Origin of the sequence: Vibrio aerogenes, assembly GCF_024346755.1 — a bacterium.
Classification (GTDB): Bacteria; Pseudomonadota; Gammaproteobacteria; order Enterobacterales; family Vibrionaceae; genus Vibrio; species Vibrio aerogenes.
Map to the genome: position 1 here is coordinate 3,389,152 of NZ_AP024861.1, position 15,813 is coordinate 3,404,964.

The 15,813-nt window shown below is 49.1% G+C and carries 18 protein-coding genes; 7 read left to right on the top strand and 11 right to left on the bottom strand.

Annotation, left to right across the window (positions count from 1 at the left end):
* Positions 1 to 299: 299 nt before the first annotated feature.
* The 8 genes from OCV29_RS14910 to rsxA all read right to left on the bottom strand — a co-directional run bounded on the left by OCV29_RS14910 (position 300) and on the right by rsxA (position 6,458).
* The gene (locus OCV29_RS14910; RefSeq protein ID WP_073602643.1) at positions 300 to 833 is read right to left on the bottom strand and encodes a flavodoxin; all 534 of its coding nucleotides are present in this window, start codon (positions 831 to 833) and stop codon (positions 300 to 302) included.
* 139 nt (positions 834 to 972) lie between these two features.
* Complete coding sequence (locus tag OCV29_RS14915; protein WP_073602644.1) at positions 973 to 1,236, bottom strand: RnfH family protein; 264 nt, start codon at positions 1,234 to 1,236, stop codon at positions 973 to 975.
* Complete coding sequence (locus OCV29_RS14920) at positions 1,233 to 1,928, bottom strand: electron transport complex subunit E (protein WP_073602645.1); 696 nt, start codon at positions 1,926 to 1,928, stop codon at positions 1,233 to 1,235. The genes OCV29_RS14915 and OCV29_RS14920 overlap by 4 nt, the downstream gene beginning before the upstream one ends.
* Positions 1,921 to 2,547 carry an RnfABCDGE type electron transport complex subunit G gene (locus OCV29_RS14925; protein ID WP_073602646.1) on the bottom strand — a complete coding sequence of 209 codons (627 nt, stop codon included), beginning with the start codon at positions 2,545 to 2,547 and terminating at the stop codon, positions 1,921 to 1,923. The genes OCV29_RS14920 and OCV29_RS14925 overlap by 8 nt, the downstream gene beginning before the upstream one ends.
* A 3-nt stretch (positions 2,548 to 2,550) precedes the next feature.
* Positions 2,551 to 3,546, bottom strand: coding sequence for an RnfABCDGE type electron transport complex subunit D (locus tag OCV29_RS14930; protein WP_073602647.1), 996 nt, complete (start codon positions 3,544 to 3,546; stop codon positions 2,551 to 2,553).
* A complete protein-coding gene (gene rsxC, locus OCV29_RS14935) occupies positions 3,539 to 5,320 on the bottom strand; it encodes an electron transport complex subunit RsxC (RefSeq protein ID WP_073602648.1) in 1,782 nt (593 codons plus the stop codon). Before rsxC ends, OCV29_RS14930 begins: the two co-directional genes overlap by 8 nt.
* A gap of 15 nt (positions 5,321 to 5,335) precedes the next feature.
* The gene (locus OCV29_RS14940; protein WP_073602649.1) at positions 5,336 to 5,869 is read right to left on the bottom strand and encodes an RnfABCDGE type electron transport complex subunit B; all 534 of its coding nucleotides are present in this window, start codon (positions 5,867 to 5,869) and stop codon (positions 5,336 to 5,338) included.
* Between the two features lie 13 nt (positions 5,870 to 5,882).
* Positions 5,883 to 6,458, bottom strand: a complete 576-nt coding sequence (rsxA, locus tag OCV29_RS14945) for an electron transport complex subunit RsxA (protein ID WP_073602650.1) — start codon at positions 6,456 to 6,458, stop codon at positions 5,883 to 5,885.
* Between the two features lie 473 nt (positions 6,459 to 6,931).
* Between rsxA and nifL the strand changes: the two genes are divergently transcribed.
* From nifL to OCV29_RS14975, 6 genes are all read left to right on the top strand, one after another.
* The gene (gene nifL / locus OCV29_RS14950) at positions 6,932 to 8,461 is read left to right on the top strand and encodes a nitrogen fixation negative regulator NifL (protein ID WP_073602651.1); all 1,530 of its coding nucleotides are present in this window, start codon (positions 6,932 to 6,934) and stop codon (positions 8,459 to 8,461) included.
* Positions 8,462 to 8,467: 6 nt separating this feature from the next.
* Positions 8,468 to 10,060: a nif-specific transcriptional activator NifA gene (gene nifA, locus OCV29_RS14955; RefSeq protein ID WP_073602652.1), complete on the top strand. Its 1,593-nt coding sequence runs from the start codon at positions 8,468 to 8,470 to the stop codon at positions 10,058 to 10,060.
* Positions 10,061 to 10,244: 184 nt separating this feature from the next.
* Complete coding sequence (gene nifB / locus OCV29_RS14960; RefSeq protein ID WP_073602653.1) at positions 10,245 to 11,609, top strand: nitrogenase cofactor biosynthesis protein NifB; 1,365 nt, start codon at positions 10,245 to 10,247, stop codon at positions 11,607 to 11,609.
* The gene (locus OCV29_RS14965; RefSeq protein WP_073602654.1) at positions 11,590 to 11,847 is read left to right on the top strand and encodes a 4Fe-4S binding protein; all 258 of its coding nucleotides are present in this window, start codon (positions 11,590 to 11,592) and stop codon (positions 11,845 to 11,847) included. Before nifB ends, OCV29_RS14965 begins: the two co-directional genes overlap by 20 nt.
* Complete coding sequence (locus tag OCV29_RS14970; RefSeq protein ID WP_084193239.1) at positions 11,847 to 12,440, top strand: nitrogen fixation protein NifQ; 594 nt, start codon at positions 11,847 to 11,849, stop codon at positions 12,438 to 12,440. Before OCV29_RS14965 ends, OCV29_RS14970 begins: the two co-directional genes overlap by 1 nt.
* Before the next feature lie 245 nt (positions 12,441 to 12,685).
* The gene (locus OCV29_RS14975; protein ID WP_073602705.1) at positions 12,686 to 12,991 is read left to right on the top strand and encodes a hypothetical protein; all 306 of its coding nucleotides are present in this window, start codon (positions 12,686 to 12,688) and stop codon (positions 12,989 to 12,991) included.
* 295 nt (positions 12,992 to 13,286) lie between these two features.
* On the opposite strand, the gene OCV29_RS14980 is transcribed toward OCV29_RS14975, so the two are convergent.
* The 3 genes from OCV29_RS14980 to OCV29_RS14990 all read right to left on the bottom strand — a co-directional run bounded on the left by OCV29_RS14980 (position 13,287) and on the right by OCV29_RS14990 (position 14,598).
* Positions 13,287 to 13,583 carry a hypothetical protein gene (locus OCV29_RS14980; RefSeq protein ID WP_073602655.1) on the bottom strand — a complete coding sequence of 99 codons (297 nt, stop codon included), beginning with the start codon at positions 13,581 to 13,583 and terminating at the stop codon, positions 13,287 to 13,289.
* Between the two features lie 256 nt (positions 13,584 to 13,839).
* Complete coding sequence (locus OCV29_RS14985; RefSeq protein WP_073602656.1) at positions 13,840 to 14,250, bottom strand: VOC family protein; 411 nt, start codon at positions 14,248 to 14,250, stop codon at positions 13,840 to 13,842.
* 180 nt (positions 14,251 to 14,430) lie between these two features.
* Entirely contained in the window at positions 14,431 to 14,598 is a 168-nt protein-coding gene (locus tag OCV29_RS14990) for a hypothetical protein (RefSeq protein WP_175561511.1), read from the bottom strand.
* A 182-nt stretch (positions 14,599 to 14,780) separates the two neighbouring features.
* Here OCV29_RS14990 and OCV29_RS14995 point away from each other — a divergent pair, with 182 nt between their 5' ends.
* A complete protein-coding gene (locus tag OCV29_RS14995) occupies positions 14,781 to 15,701 on the top strand; it encodes a helix-turn-helix domain-containing protein (RefSeq protein WP_073602658.1) in 921 nt (306 codons plus the stop codon).
* Positions 15,702 to 15,813 lie beyond the last annotated feature (112 nt).

A 15,813-nucleotide genomic window follows, 5' to 3' on the forward strand; every position in this document is an offset into this window, starting at 1 on the left:
ACACGACCCCGTCCGTCTCCGGATTGATCAAAATACATCTGATGGTTTCACTCGTGTGGGCTGCGTGATACCAATCTGGAAAATAAACTGATCATCTGGATATGTCTGGTGGAGCAAACATACAAGGGCATGGATGGCTTGAGCGGTTTGCGGAACCAGATATATCCAGATCAGAAAATTACTTAGAATGGTATGACATGAAATCAAACAGGAAGTCAGATAAGCGGCAGATTGCCGCTTATATGTCATGATGAAATTATTCTGGTTTTTATTGATGACCTGAGTGGGTGATGATTCGTTTACAACACCATCTCTGCCCTGATTTGTTCAATCCAGCCGGTCACCCGCTGATCCGTCATTCCGGACTGATTGTCTTTATCAATCACCAGCCCGACAAACTCGTCTTCATCGACCGCATTGGAAGCATTGAACGTATAGCCTTCAGTTGGCCAGAATCCATAGATTTCCGCCCCACAGTTGGCAACATAGTCATACAGCTCTCCCAGACCATCAACAAATTCATCCGGATAGCCGACCTGATCACCTAATCCGAACAAAGCGACCTTTTTCCCTGATAAATCCAGCCCTTCAAAATTGGGCAGAAACTCTTCCCAGCTTTGTTCCTGACAATCGACCGATAATCCGGGCAGTTGTCCGTCTCCCAATGTTGGTGTCCCCAGAATCAGATACTCATACGCTTCTAAATCTGAAGCCTCACACCGGTTAATGTTTTTAGGTTTGTCGGCAAGATCACCTAACAGTTTTGCCATCTGCTTTGCAACTTTGCGGGTACTGCCTGTATCTGTTCCAAAAAATATTCCAACCTTTGCCATAATGCTTCACTCCTTGAAAAAAAGGTTCTGAAAAACTGTGTCTGTAAAGATACTTTGCAAGCGCCGTACCTGACATAACCTCATGAAAAATAAGAACATCAATTCATAAAAACCAACAAATTGTCGTAAACCGGACAATTTATTCGTCATCATCGTCATCTTCATCATCCGGCTTCCATGTGATGGGACGATAAATTTCAACCCGGTCGCCGGGCGATAGCAGATTATCCAGCGGCTTAACCTTGCCAAATACGCCAACCTTCTGAGTATCCAGCTGAATATCCGGAAACATGTTGAGAATATCTGACTGATGAATCGCACTCAGCAATGTGGCTTCATCGTCGACTTCAACCGGAATCCAGACCTGTTCCGAGGGCATTGCATAAACCACACTCACTTTCATAGCCGGTCTCCTTCTGCCGTTAATGCAGCCGTGGCTTTCATCTGACGCACCAGAATTTCACCTTTTTGCTTCACCGCTAACAACAAACCCAGCATCAGAAACCCGCCTGGCGGCAGGATAATCAACAGCAATCCCCGGTAATCTGGTATCACCGTCATTTCAAGAAATGCAAAATGATGGCCGAGCAATAAGCTGGCATTGGAAAACAGAGTCCCGCTGCCAAGCACTTCTCTTACGCCGCCAAGAACAGTCAGCACCCAGGTAAAACCAATGCCCATAAACACACCGTCGGTCACCGAAGGGAGTGGGGCATTTTTACTGGCAAAGGATTCCACCCGGCCCAGAATGGCGCAGTTGGTCACAATCAGCGGAATAAACAACCCCAGCACTTTATGCAAAGGATGCAGCCAGGCATTTAAAATCGCATCAATCAGGGTCACCAGAGTCGCAATAATGATCACATTCACCGGAATCCGCACCGCTTTACTGATCAGGCCACTGGCCAGCGAATTCAGCAGATTCGCCATGATCATCACCGCCGTGGTCGCCAGACCGAGTCCGAGCCCGTTGGTCGCACTGCTGGTCACCGCCAGCAGAGGACATAACGCCAGTGACTGTTTCAGCACGATATTGTTGTGCCACAGTCCATCCTGAATAATCGGAGAATAGACGCTGCGTTTATCTTTATTCATGGCTCTCTCCCTGCGCCTGATGCATTCCCTGATACTCACTCAGCGCTGACATGGCTTTGTGAATCCCTCTGACCACACTTCTTGGTGTAATCGTTGCCCCGCTGAACTGATCAAAATCTCCGCCATCTTTTTTGACGGCCCATACCGGGGTGTTGCGCAGCGAACGCTGATTAAAGCTCAGCACCCAGTTGCTTTTTTCCAGCTCAATTTTATCTCCCAGCCCCGGCGTTTCGGTATGACTGATGATTCTGACGCCCTGAATCACACCATTCAGGTCGACGCCAATCAAATACTTGATCGGGCCACTGTAACCTTCTTCATCTCCCTTGATCACATGATGTGTCAGCTGCCCCTGAGCATTTTTGACCTCATAAATATGAAAGATCTGCCCTTGAAAGGTCACCTGATGGTCATCCCGGAAGACATCATTGGCGTACAATTTTCCGCCCAAAACCTGATCAAGCAGCGCATTCTGGTCTTCTGAAATTCTCATGGCGATCACCGGCCGGGTCACAACCTCAGTCCCGACCAGCAGCAGCGCAGCCAGCCCGCAGGCGGCGGCAAGCAAGCCACTCTGATAACTGATTTTATCTTTCCACTGTTCTACTCTGTCCATCATGACTTACTTCCCCGCGGTTGAATGGCTGCCAAAAATCCCCGGCCGCAGGTAATGATCAATCAGCGGACTGGCGGAGTTCATGATTAACACGGCAAACGCCACACCTTCGGGGTAGCTGCCAAACGCCCGAATCAGCCAGATCAAAAAGCCACATCCGGCACCATATAACATTTGCCCTTTCACACTGGTTGGTGATGTAACCAGATCGGTCGCGATATAGAACGCACCCAACATGGCACCGCCACTGAAAAGGTGGACCAGCACCGGCAGTGCATGCTGCGGGTCAATCACATGAGCAATTGCGGCAGGAATCAGTAATCCCAGCAAAAAGGTGACCGGAATCGCCCAGTGAATGATGCCTTTGTAAATCAGCCAGATGCCGCCCAGCAGAATCAACAGACTGCTGGTTTCTCCCAGACTACCGGCCTGCTGACCGAAAAAAACGTGTGATAACAGAATCGGATCTGTCCGCTCAGAACTCAGCGCTGTCGCTGAAGTCATTCCATCAAAGTGCAGCCATCCGGCTGACACCCGGACCAGATTATCGCTGAAATCGACGGGTGCCGGCGTCGCCCAGCGGGTCATCTCCACCGGAAAGCAAATGATCAGCATCACCCGCGCCAACATCGCCGGATTAAACAGGTTCTGCCCCAGTCCGCCATAAATCTGTTTACCAATCACAATGGCAAATGCACTGCCAAACACACACATCCATGGCGGCAGAGAAGCCGGTAAACTCATCGCCAGTAACAGCCCGGTTAATGCCGAAGAACCATCCATACAGGCACTGCTCTTTTTCTGCATCACCACCAAACATGCCCACTCAGTGAGAATCGCCGCAGCCATACAGGTTGACACCACAAGGATGCTGTTTAATCCGAACTGATAAAAGCCAAACAGCGTGGCAGGAAGCAGCGTCGCAATCACCGTATACATGATCCGGATGCTGCTGTTTTTATTGTGGGCAAAAGGCCCGGTTGCCGGTTCAAAATTAATCATTGTTGCCCTCCATGGCGGTTACTTCTTCTGGCTGAGTCACAGCTTCCAGCTTCATCCGGTTCCGGGGATGACGCGGGGGACGAGGTGGCCGGGCCGGGCGTGGCGACACAGTCACTGTTTCTTTTTCCGTTTCTGTCACCTCAGCCTCTGCCGCAGAAGGTGTGGCTGTGGCTTGTATTTTCTCCCCTCTGGGTTTTCTCGCCGGGCGTGCCGGTCTTACCGGGCGCTGTGGTGCAGCCGTTAGTTCGGCGACAGCCGTTGGTTCGGCGACAACCGTTTCAGCACTGGCAGATTGGCGGGCCGGACGTTTTGGCCGGGCTGCTGGCTTTTTCTGCGCTGCTTTCTTTTTCTTCGCCGCTTGTTTTTCGGCTTCCTCTTTTTCCAGCCGCTGTTTCCTTGCCTCGGTCAGTTCTTTGGCGCGGGCTGATTTTTTCTCCTGTTGATGATTGGCCCAAATTGCACCTTTGGCATGCATAAAGTATTGCACCAGCGGAATATGTGACGGACAAACGTAGCTGCATGCGCCGCAGGATAAACAGCTCAACACCCCCAGCTCTTTCGCCATGGCAAAATCAGACACCCGGGTGTGAGCCGCCAGCTGAAAAGGCATCAGCCCCATCGGACAGGCACGGACACACTGCCCGCAGCGGATACATTCCTGATGCTGATGACTGTTCACCACTTCATCTTCTGTCAGTGCCAGTAATCCGCCGACGGTTTTATCAACGGGGACATGCGGCGATGAAATCACCTGCCCCATCATCGGTCCGCCGAAAATTAGTCTCTCGGTCTCCTGAGACATACCGCCACAGTAGGCAATAATTTCATTGACCGGCGTCCCGACCGGCACTTCCACATTGCGGGGTTCACCAATCCCTTTGCCGGACACGGTAATCACCCGCGTCACCAGCGGGCGACGGAAACGTACCGCATGATAAACCGCACGGGACGTCGCAATGTTATTGACCAGCACACCAATCTGATTGGAGCTGCCACCTTTTGGCACCTCTTTTCCTGTCAGCGTTTTGATCAACTGTTTGGCAGATCCCATCGGATAAATGCTCGGGACTTTCTGCACATGGATATCTTCATCCTCTGATGCCGCATAAAACATTGCCTGAAATGCCAATGGTTTGTTATCTTCAATACCGATTAACACCCGTTTGGCACCGGAAGCTTTTAAGATAAGCCGGGCACCCACAATGATTTCAGCCGCATACTCCTGCATGGTCAGATCATCGCTGGTCAGGTATGGCTCACACTCCCCGCCATTTAAAATCACGGTATCCACCTGATTACGTTTTGCCGATCTCAGCTTCAGCCCGGTCGGAAACCCCGCCCCGCCCAGTCCGACGATCCCGGCTTCACTGACCCGCTCGATAATGGTTTCATCATCCACCGTTGCCAGATTAGCACCGGTAATCAGCTCCCCCCACGAGCGATCTTCATTCGCCCGGATCACAATAGTGTCACTTTTAACCCGTGCCGGATGCGCCGTAATATGCGCCGTAATTGCGGTCACAATGCCATTCACAGAGCTATGAACCGGTGCCACCCGGTCAGAGCGCGAGACAGCAACCAGCTGTCCCCTTTTCACTTTGTCGCCCACCGCAACCAGCGGCGTCAGTCTGGCTCCATTTCGCTGTTGCAGCGAGAGATAAACATGCCGCGGCCAGAACCCACGATCAATGTGCTTATCATTGGTCAGAGATTTAAAAGATTCCGGATGGACGCCGCCGGAAAAAGGACGGCGGAGGTGAAGTAAATTCATCATCAATGCTCCCGCTGATTATACCAGTGCCACTTGTTTTGGCTTCGGCCAGTACCAGGTCGCAGAATCTGGTTCAATTTCCTGTATCGTCAAACAAGCCTGAGGACAGGACTGGCTGCACAGCTTGCAACCGGTACAAATGTCCTGAATCACGGTATGCATCTGCTTGGGTGCACCGACAATGGCATCAAAAGGACACGCTTTAAAACAGCGGCCACAGCCCGAGCAGCCTGATTCATCGATCACCGCCACCCACTGTTTATCTTCCTCGCTCATCTCGACAGATACGCCCAGAATATCCGCCACATTCAGTGCCAGCGAAGCCCCGCCCGGAGGACAGCAATCGGGACTCAGTTCCCCGGAAACCATTTTTTCAGCAGCCTGGCGACATCCCGCCTCACCACACTGCCCGCACTGACCGCCGGGCAACAGGTTTTCAATTTGATCCACCAGCGGATCACTTTCGACTTTAAAAACGATTGCAGCAAAACCGAGCGCAGTTCCCAGCATGCCGCCCATAATCACGAAAAATATAAATGACGATAAGATCATACCCACCTCCCTGTCAGGCCATTCCTGAAAAACCCATAAAGGCCATCGATAAAATGCCTGCGGTAATAAACGCGATTGGCGTTCCTTTAAAAGCAGCCGGCACATGACTGAGCCTTAACTGGCTGCGCAACCCGGCGAACAGCGTAATCACCACCAGAAACCCAAATGCAGATCCGGCACTGAACATCACCGCTGAGACAAAAGAATAATCCTGCTGAACCGCCAGCAAAGCCACACCGAGTACCGCACAATTGGTGGTAATCAATGGCAGATAAACCCCCAGCGCCTGATATAAACCCGGAAAAGCTTTTCTGACATAAAGCTCGGTGAACTGCACCACGGCAGCGATGACTAAGATGAAAGTGATGATGCGCATAAATTCCAGCCCGAGCGGTCTTAAAACAGCGAACTCCAGAATCCAGGTCGTTGCGGCAGCAAACGTCAGCACAAATGCCGTGGCGATGCCCATCCCGAGAGCGCTGTCGACCTTGCCTGAAACGCCCATAAACGGACATAAACCTAAAAACTTGGCCAGAACCACGTTATTTACGAATGCCGCACTGAGCATAATGATCAATCCATCGGTCATGCTGATAGTCCTTGCGATGTTCGTTCTCAGGGACATTTCTGCACGAGCTGTGCCATTGTGCATGAATGCACCATCAAGTCGCGTCATCGCCTGAAATCACGTTGGGTTGCATAAAAACAGACAGGGTTGCCGCGAATATTCAGAATTGTCGTAAAGCAGACAAAAACGGATAGGTGATGAAGATTTGTCCTGAATCAAACAAAGCTTCACTTTAAGCCTTGTTATCAGCACTGGTGCGGCACAGAAGCCAATCCGTGCATTGAGTGGAATAAGATATGCATAGTGTAATAAATAGACAGAGAAATAAATATACAGAAAAATAAATATGCAAAGAGATAAATCAACAGAGCAATAAACAACCACTTTATACCATTCACACTCAACACAATTCAGGAGAGCGAATACCAGTCAGGAAAACAGACAGATCATCTTGAGGTCACTCAGGTTAATCATCATTGCTAAGGAAAGCTTCTATGGGACAACCAGATACGCTTATGTTACAGACCCCTTCCCCGGCATTCGGCGAAGAAGTCTTTGCGCAGATTGTTTCCAACGCCCCGGTTGCCATCAGCATCACGGATGAGTCGGGAAACATTCTTTTTGTGAATCAAACTTTCTGCAACATCACGGGCTACAGTCATGAAGAGCTGACAGGCCAGCATTCTTCAAAGCTTTCTTATAAAGCAACGCCCCGTTCTGTGTATGAAAAACTCTGGTCTGCCATCACACAGGGACACCACTGGCAGGGACAGCTCCTCAACCGGAAAAAAAACGGCGACCCTTATATTGCTGATATGTCGGTTTCACGCATCAACAATGGCCATGGAGAGATCCGCTACTACGCCATCCACAAAGACATTACCGAAGAACATCATCTGCAACTCCACCAGAAAAACCAGTCACTCATGTTTGAAGCGGTGCTGCATGCCGCTCCGATGGCGATTGCTTTAGTTGACCAGCAACACAGGGCTATTTTCAAAAATGAACGTTTTGAGAAGATGAAGGATAATATTCATACCTCGCCGGTTCAGTTGCTGCTCGATACACTCAATGATGATTACGGGTATGACTCGCTGGAAGAGTTTATGGGAAGCGACACCCAGAAATATAAGGGTATTCATATCGGTAATCAGGGACCAGCCCATGAGCGGTGGTTTGATTTCATACTGGTAAAAATACCGGTTTCAGATACCACCGCAGAAACCTATTTCAACCGGGAACAGGGCTTCTATATTGTGGTTGCCATTAATGAGCGAACCCGTGAAAAGTTGCTGGTCGAGGAAAGGCGTATTAACTCGGTCAAACTCATGACCCGTGATAACAAATATGTGCATGCAATGCAGGAAGCACTGATGGCAACCCTGCACCAGCTTCAGGGGCCGTTTAATATGATTGAGTCGGCGATCAATATTCTCAAAAGAACCAACGCCGCCTGCCCCGGACTGGTTGCGATGGATGAAGCGATGAACACCGCAGTTCATGCCATGGATGATATCAAACAGGCGATTCCGGAACGGACATCCGAAGCCTTTCAGCCGGTCAATCTCAACCTGATTGTCAAAGATGCCACCTCCATCAGTACCGACGAGCTGCTGATGTCTTCGACGCATCTCAATCTGAACCTCGACCCGTCACTACCGGTGATTCATGGCATGCCTCACCGCCTGGTGCTGGCCCTCAAACAGCTGATCGATAATGCAATCGACGCCATTCAGGTAGCGAATCCGCAGGAACGTATTTTACAGATCACAACCTATGTTGAAGATCATGACGTCCATCTGGCAGTTGAAGACTCAGGCGGCGGCGTTGCCAAAGCGATTCAGATGAAAATCTTTCATCCGTTTTTCAGTACCAAGCCCAAACACCAGTCCGGTTGCCGGGGGATTGGTTTATCTATCGTTCAGCAGGTATTAAACGAACATGCAGCAACCATTGCGATGACGCACAGCACGCAGCTGAGCGGTGCCAAAGTACTCATTACATTTCCGGTGAACGGGTGGTAAACAGTTATGACAGTCTCTTATTCATCATTAGATTTAGAGCGTCAGCTGCTTGCAGCCATGTACAATATCAGTTGCGTTCTGAACAGTAGCCTCAATTATTGTGACACGACAGATAACGTGTTGAAAATCCTCCATGAGGAGTGCCAGCTCAAATGCGGCATGCTGACCATTCTCGACCAGTCCAGGGATATCCTGCTGGTTAAATCCGTTCATTCCCCCGCTTCCGGGGTGAATATCAGCCAAAAGCCCGTGCACTACAAAGTCGGTGAAGGAATTGTCGGCGAAGTGTTCCGTCAGGGCAGCTCCATGGTGATCAGAAATCTGGGGCAGGATATGCGTTTTGCAGACAAACTGGCCCTGTATGACTACGATAAGCCTTTTGTCTGCGTTCCCCTCAAAGATGCCAATAATCAGGTAATTGGTGCCCTGTCTGCCCAGCCACCGAATCTCGATGATCAGGCCATTACCATGCTGACCCGGTTTCTCGATATGGCCGCCAATCTGATTGCCCGCAACGTGCAGTTAGCCCACCAGATAGAGACCCAGCAACAACAGCTGGTCAGTGAGCGCGACGGGCTCAGGCGTAAAGTCAGAAACAATTACAGCTTTAAAAATCTGGTCGGACACACCAAGTCAATGCGGCAGATTTTCGAACAAATCCGGCTGGTTTCCCGCTGGGATTCAACCGTGCTTGTCCGGGGAGAATCAGGCACGGGCAAAGAGCTGGTCGCCAATGCCATTCATTATAACTCACCACGTGCAGCCAACCCTTTTATCAAACTCAATTGTGCTGCACTGCCGGACAACCTGCTGGAATCTGAACTGTTCGGCCATGAAAAAGGCGCATTTACCGGTGCAGTCAAACAGCGGAAAGGCCGATTTGAAATGTCGGATCACGGCACTATTTTTCTCGATGAAATCGGTGAAACCAGCCCGGCGTTTCAGGCCAAGCTGCTCCGGGTATTACAGGAGAAGGAATTTGAGCGGGTCGGCGGTTCCTCCACCATTTGTGTTGATGTGCGGATTATTGCAGCCACCAACAGAAATCTGGAACAGGAAGTCGCCAACGGCAATTTCCGTGAAGACTTGTATTACCGGCTCAATGTGATGCCGATGCATTTACCGGCATTACGGGAGAGAATTCAGGATATCCCCGAACTGACCGAATTTATGCTGCAAAAAATCGGCAAAGCACAACGGCGTAAACTCACGATTACCGACAGCGCCATCCGGACCATGATGACTTACGGCTGGCCCGGTAATGTCCGGGAACTGGAAAACACGCTGGAACGGGCTTCTGTGTTAAGTGAATCCGGAGAAATCAGCCCGGAACTGATCATCTTTAATCAGGTTGAACCTATGTTCCCGGCGCAAACCAGACCGGCTTCCCCCGCGCCACAGTCATTCACTTCAACGCCGCTGAATGAGCTGCCCAGTATCAATAAAGAAAAGCAATTTAACGATGAACGGGAAATGGTGATTGATGCACTGGAACGTTCCGGATGGGTCAAAGCTAAAGCAGCCCGGCTGTTGAATATGACCCCCAGACAAATTGCTTACCGGATTCAAATCATGAATATTGAAATGAAACAAATCTGACAACTTCCGGCTGTCAATCATTGTCTTAAACCAGACAATGATTGACAAAACCTGCTGACACAAACCATACAATTCACTTTAAAACCATGCAATTTACTTTAAAAACAATCAATTAAGCCAAGGCACAAGGTTTGCAACAGTCCAGAGGTTACTCTTTGGATATGGATTAATTATTGAGGTGTTTATGGAAGCAAACACACCCGTGCGGGCAAGGGATACGCATTCTTCTGAAATCCGCCATTTTCTGTCAAAACAGGTGCAGGAAAAAATAGCGCAACACCCGTGCTATTCGAAAAACGCTCATCAGTACGCCCGGATGCACCTCCCTGTAGCCCCGGCATGTAATATTCAGTGTCATTACTGTAACCGTAAATACGATTGCAGTAATGAATCCCGGCCGGGCGTGGTTTCCCGCGTTGCCTCTCCTGATATCGCACTCAAACAATTTGCCACGATAAAAAAACGGGCACCCAACTTAACCGTGGTCGGTATTGCCGGTCCCGGCGATGCACTGGCGAATCCGGACGCAACTTTCAGCACACTGACCGCAATCAGGCAGGCAGATCCTGACGTACAGTTATGTATTTCAACCAACGGACTGATGCTGGCCCCTTATGTTGACGAACTGGTTGCCGTGGGCGTCAGTCACCTGACCATCACGATCAACTGCACCGACCCGGACATCGGCAGTCAAATCTATCCGTGGATTTACTTCAATCATCAGAGACTCAGAGGCAGAGAGGCCGCAAAAACGCTGATTGAACAACAGTTTGCGGGTTTAAAAGCAGCGGCAGATGCCGGCATGCTGGTGAAAGTCAATACCGTGCTGATTCCGGGTGTCAATGATCATCACATCAAAACCGTCTCCGAAGCAGTCAAAGCACATGGCGCGCTGCTGCATAATATCATGCCGCTGATTTCAGACCCGGCTCACGGCACCTGGTTTGGTCTGACACATCAAAGAGGCCCCACCGACGAAGAGCTGGCGCAAGCCCGGACTGAGTCAGGTGACTATATGCCGCAAATGACACACTGCCAGCAATGCCGGGCAGACGCAGTTGGCGTGCTCGGCGGTTGCTCCTCATCCAGTGAATCCCCCGAACATCCGGAGATGGCAGAGAACACGACATCATCGCCCCGGCTGCGGATTGCTGTCGCCGCCAGTGATGATTCAGGCCTGATCAACACGCACTTCGGTCATGCAAAGTGGTTTGAAATTTATGAGTATTCTGCACAAAGCGGCCACTTCGGTTTTATCGAAAACCGTTCCACCAGCCAGTATTGTAGCGATCAGCACTGCGACGATGACTTTGATGAAAAAGAACGCATCATCCGGTCAGTCTCTGATTGCGATATGGTGCTGTGTGCCCGCATGGGAATCACGCCATGGCGTCAGCTGGAAAAACTGGGCGTCCGGCCCAATGTCGATTTTGCTTATCAGGCCACGCATGAAGTGTTACCGCAAATGATTCAGGATCAGATAAACCAGTCACAGCAAAACACAACGACATCCACAGAACGAGGTGATCATGAAGTATGCAATTACTGATAAATGTGTCGGATGCCATGCCTGTTCTCTGGTTTGTCCAAGTCAGGCTGTCTATCAGGACTGCGACAACGACAATCAGTTCCACATTCACAGCAAACGCTGTACCGGCTGTCTCGGAAAATTTGATACACCGCAGTGCGCCACAATTTGTCCGGTTGAAGAGGCGATTATTGACAGCCATGCCCGCCCGGTCAACCCGGCCGGCAGCTTAACCGGCATTGTCAGGGAGATGCGTTGATGAACACAGAAGCCCTTATGGTCACAGAAGCCATTATGGTTACAAAAGCCCATACTGAAACCAAGACCGGTGCAGGACAATTCTGGTCGCCGGTCATTCAGGCTTACCTGAGTGACAAGACCGCACTGCCGCCATATATGGGGCTGTCGCCCGGAGACTTTTCACGAACATGCCACATCTTTCACATCTCCCCGCCTGCAGAATTCAGTCATCAGCATCCGCAACGTCAGCTGCTCGCTGAACTGGCCGAACTACGGCAGACCGAGCGGCAGGATCTGGTCGCTTTACTCAATCAATACCGAAACCAACAGGAACCACTTTCAGCACTGATGACAACTGTTCTCAGCTTCGCCTGCCTCGGGACGCAACACCTGTGGCGGGATCTGGGTATGCCAGAGCGCCCAAAGCTGACACAGCTATTTGGTTTTTATTATCCGCAGCTGCAGGCACGCAATGATAAAAACATGCGCTGGAAACGTTTTTTATATCGTCAGCTCTGCAGCAGCGGAGGCGATTACGTCTGCCGCTCCCCCAGCTGCGACACCTGCACCAGCTTTGCCGAATGTTTTGAGGTGGAAGCCAGTCCGCAGTGATAGCGGGATTATTGATGTGACAAATCTGACATTTAATCATACTCATTCGTGACGGTTCAAAAGGATACAGCAAAAGATATCCCACAAACTCAAGCACAATACCCGGACATCGATGATTCAACTGATTATCATGAACCAATGATTCGGTATCCCCAAATGATCTGTTGATGAAGCGCTCTGAACCCTGCATCTTGAGATCACATGGGTATATAATGCTCGCAACGAACCATCAGGATCAGGATTTTATGATGACAATCAGATTTGAAGATACAGGTTGTCCACCATCAGTATCAGGTGGATATCTGCTGATAACCCGTAATGGAAAAGAAATAGCAACTGTCAGTATCCCTTCTCCTGTATTTACAGGAAGAATTCAGGAAATTACAAACCAGAACAGTGATAGTATTGAAGATCATGACGGCAACAGATACTCAGTTCAGGTCTCCTCCACACCATCCGGGGTTGACTGGGAAATGACCGTCACAGCAGCAGGCGACGAAAACCAGCTTAAGTGTGAAATAGCCGTAGAGTATCAGCCAAATGATTACTGATAGCGATTCTTATTCACCAAGTCATCGCCACCATTTAGTACATCGAAATGGCTTTGACTTTGATGGACATGAAATATGTATCTCCGACCATGCACTTATCGAATGTATCGAGCAAATTACATTCCTGATAGAAAACGTTGACAGGAAATACCATATCTACAAATCAAAACAGTCAGGTAATTAAATAACCACAAGTATCCCGGCATCAGCGTTTTCGGACGATATCGAAATGAAAAGACTGATACCATTTACCCGGACGGCGTCAGCCCCTCTTCAAATACTTTCGTCCGACACGTTAACATGGTAAAGAGTTACCAGGTAAAGGGATGTGCTTTTTTCCGGGTTTAACCTTTTTACTCTTTTTAAAACCGGCTTTATAGCTGGGGCAGACCAGACAACACTGTTTATTCGCTTCAGACTGAATCGTTGCAATATGTGCTTCTTCACCAATCATGCGCATCGCTTTGATCATACTGTCAGCATAAGAGCGCACCAGTGATGCCGCAAACTCACTGGTATAGACACCTCTTTTGACATCATTTTTCCGACGCTGGGAAAAATGGCGCAGAGAACCGATTAATTGCTTGAGCATAGCTTTACCTCCTGCACTACATCCGGAACCACCGGTTAATTTTGAGCAAAAAATAACCTGCAAGTTATATTCCAATCAGACAGTGTTTTTTATTTTTTGTTTCCGTTTGATGACAAGTGCATGATCAATAAGATGATCTTTATCGCATATATACGGTTAAATTGAGGACATTGACGGAAATTCGTCACCTGTTAGAAGAAGATCGGTAAAAAGTGACGATTTTTTGCCATCTCTGAATTGCCGGGCGGCAACATAGTTACAGCAACGAATTCAATTCTGGCGCATGGCAGACCGCCTCTACATTATTGCCGTCCGGGTCAATGACAAACGCACCGTAGTAATTTTCATGATACATCGGCCGCAATCCCGGTTTGCCGTTATCTTCTCCACCGTGCGCCATAGCCTGCTCATAAAATCGCTCAACTTCAGCACGGGATTTAGCAGAAAAAGCCGTGTGCCGCGGGGTAAATTCTTTTTTCGTTTCGATAATCCAGAAGGCCGGTTTATCTTCCGGACCAAAGGCACACATTCTCTGGGTCGGAAAGCTTTGGTTCCATTCAGCAACAAATTCCATCTGTAATGAGTAACCCAACGGAGCAAAAGCAGCTTCATAAAATGATTTTGTCGCATCAAAGTCAGTGGCATACGTACTGAGGTGATCAATCACAATTCATTCTCCTTTTGTCATACTATCAATCATGAATGTTTTCCGTTAAATCAACCAAATATCATTCACTTCCCTTAAAGCATAGTATGAAAAAAGCATAGTATGAAAACTTCGGCCAGCGCCGTGTTTGTTGGCCTGATATTGAAACAGTCTGAGAAAGCCAGCAGAAAAGCTGGCTGATTATCGTTGCTCGGTCACTTTATCCGCCACATGCTGAGCAGTTTGGGCCAGCACCCGGCAGCTCTGTGCCAGAGCAGCTTTCTCTTCCGGAGTGAGAATATTACCATCTGCCGGAACTGCGCTGCGAAGCACGACTTCAAACCAGAATTTAAGTTCTTCGAAATCCATATTTCCCATGCCCGACCAGTGAAGTTTAAAGTGATTACTTAAGTTATCACGATTATATTTTTCATCACACTTAATATCAACCAGATTCATATGATATAATTAATTTTCTGATTCAATGCTGCATTTCAGATGCGACCTTCTTAAAGAGTTCATTAACCACATGAATATGTTAGAGATTTCCGATGGAACGTGCTGAATGTCAAACCATGGCTGAACGCTTTTTATGGGCGCTCGAACAAAAAGGCATTTCTCAGCGGGAACTGGCCCGCAGGCTCGATACGAATCCGGTTTTTCTGAGCAAGCTCGGTACAGGCAAGTCAAAGAAAACCAGAATGGTGGTTGATATCGCGCTGGCACTGGATGTCACACCGGAATGGCTGGAATACGGCATTGAAGATAACCGGGCCCTCACCGGACTTACCAAAGAAGACCTGCATGCCGCCAGTCAGACTTTTATCACCAAAGTCATCGATAAGATCAGCGCGGCCTCACTCAGTGCAGATGAGATACACCAGAAAACCGGGCTTCCCAGACAGGTCATCTCCCGTATTCTGTCGGGTCAGCATGAATTATCTCTGGTTGAAGCCATGCTGCTGTGTGACCTCTTCAAGACCTCGCTCTATGAAATGATTAAAAAAGAGCCGGGTGGTACTCAGATTCCTTTAATCAGTGGTCAGGATATCATTCATCACGTCATTGCCCCTGGATTCGTGATGACGGTTGACTTTATTCCGGACAGCAAACATCTGATCGGTATCCGCAATGATGGTGCTTTTACCGGCCAGTACCTGAATCAGGGCAATGTGGTGATTGTCGACCCGGATGTGAAATCATTTAATATGAAAAACGGCGATACCTGCCTGTTTGTGGTGGATAACAAAATTGATATCGGGCTGAAGAATCCGACAGAAATCAGAAGCCTGAACTTTTTCAAAAATGTGTATGATCTTTCCCGGATTGACATGATCGGTAAGGTTGCCTTCTTAGAGCTGAATCCGGCGACCTCTGACACCAGTCACATGGTCAAAGAAGAAAAAGAGCAGTTAATCGAAACGATCCAGCGAATTATTCCCGGCGGTACATTAGTCCCTCAATACAGTTAGTCCCTCATTACGGTTAGTCACACAATACGGTTAGTCACCCCATACAGTGAACACCGCCATATAGCTGCCATATAAAAGCTAAAAGCCCCGCCGCGCCGAAAACGACGCGGGG

Coding starts and splice junctions, on each gene's coding strand:
- OCV29_RS14980 (WP_073602655.1), bottom strand. CDS start 13,583: ATGCTCAAGCAATTAATCGGTTCTCTGCGCCATTTTTCCCAGCGTCGG.
- OCV29_RS14925 (WP_073602646.1), bottom strand. CDS start 2,547: ATGATGGACAGAGTAGAACAGTGGAAAGATAAAATCAGTTATCAGAGT.
- OCV29_RS14910 (WP_073602643.1), bottom strand. CDS start 833: ATGGCAAAGGTTGGAATATTTTTTGGAACAGATACAGGCAGTACCCGC.
- OCV29_RS14995 (WP_073602658.1), top strand. CDS start 14,781: ATGGAACGTGCTGAATGTCAAACCATGGCTGAACGCTTTTTATGGGCG.
- OCV29_RS14975 (WP_073602705.1), top strand. CDS start 12,686: ATGATGACAATCAGATTTGAAGATACAGGTTGTCCACCATCAGTATCA.
- nifB (WP_073602653.1), top strand. CDS start 10,245: ATGGAAGCAAACACACCCGTGCGGGCAAGGGATACGCATTCTTCTGAA.
- nifL (WP_073602651.1), top strand. CDS start 6,932: ATGGGACAACCAGATACGCTTATGTTACAGACCCCTTCCCCGGCATTC.
- rsxA (WP_073602650.1), bottom strand. CDS start 6,458: ATGACCGATGGATTGATCATTATGCTCAGTGCGGCATTCGTAAATAAC.
- OCV29_RS14930 (WP_073602647.1), bottom strand. CDS start 3,546: ATGATTAATTTTGAACCGGCAACCGGGCCTTTTGCCCACAATAAAAAC.
- nifA (WP_073602652.1), top strand. CDS start 8,468: ATGACAGTCTCTTATTCATCATTAGATTTAGAGCGTCAGCTGCTTGCA.
- OCV29_RS14940 (WP_073602649.1), bottom strand. CDS start 5,869: ATGATCTTATCGTCATTTATATTTTTCGTGATTATGGGCGGCATGCTG.
- rsxC (WP_073602648.1), bottom strand. CDS start 5,320: ATGATGAATTTACTTCACCTCCGCCGTCCTTTTTCCGGCGGCGTCCAT.
- OCV29_RS14920 (WP_073602645.1), bottom strand. CDS start 1,928: ATGAATAAAGATAAACGCAGCGTCTATTCTCCGATTATTCAGGATGGA.
- OCV29_RS14970 (WP_084193239.1), top strand. CDS start 11,847: ATGAACACAGAAGCCCTTATGGTCACAGAAGCCATTATGGTTACAAAA.
- OCV29_RS14915 (WP_073602644.1), bottom strand. CDS start 1,236: ATGAAAGTGAGTGTGGTTTATGCAATGCCCTCGGAACAGGTCTGGATT.
- OCV29_RS14990 (WP_175561511.1), bottom strand. CDS start 14,598: ATGGATTTCGAAGAACTTAAATTCTGGTTTGAAGTCGTGCTTCGCAGC.
- OCV29_RS14965 (WP_073602654.1), top strand. CDS start 11,590: ATGAAGTATGCAATTACTGATAAATGTGTCGGATGCCATGCCTGTTCT.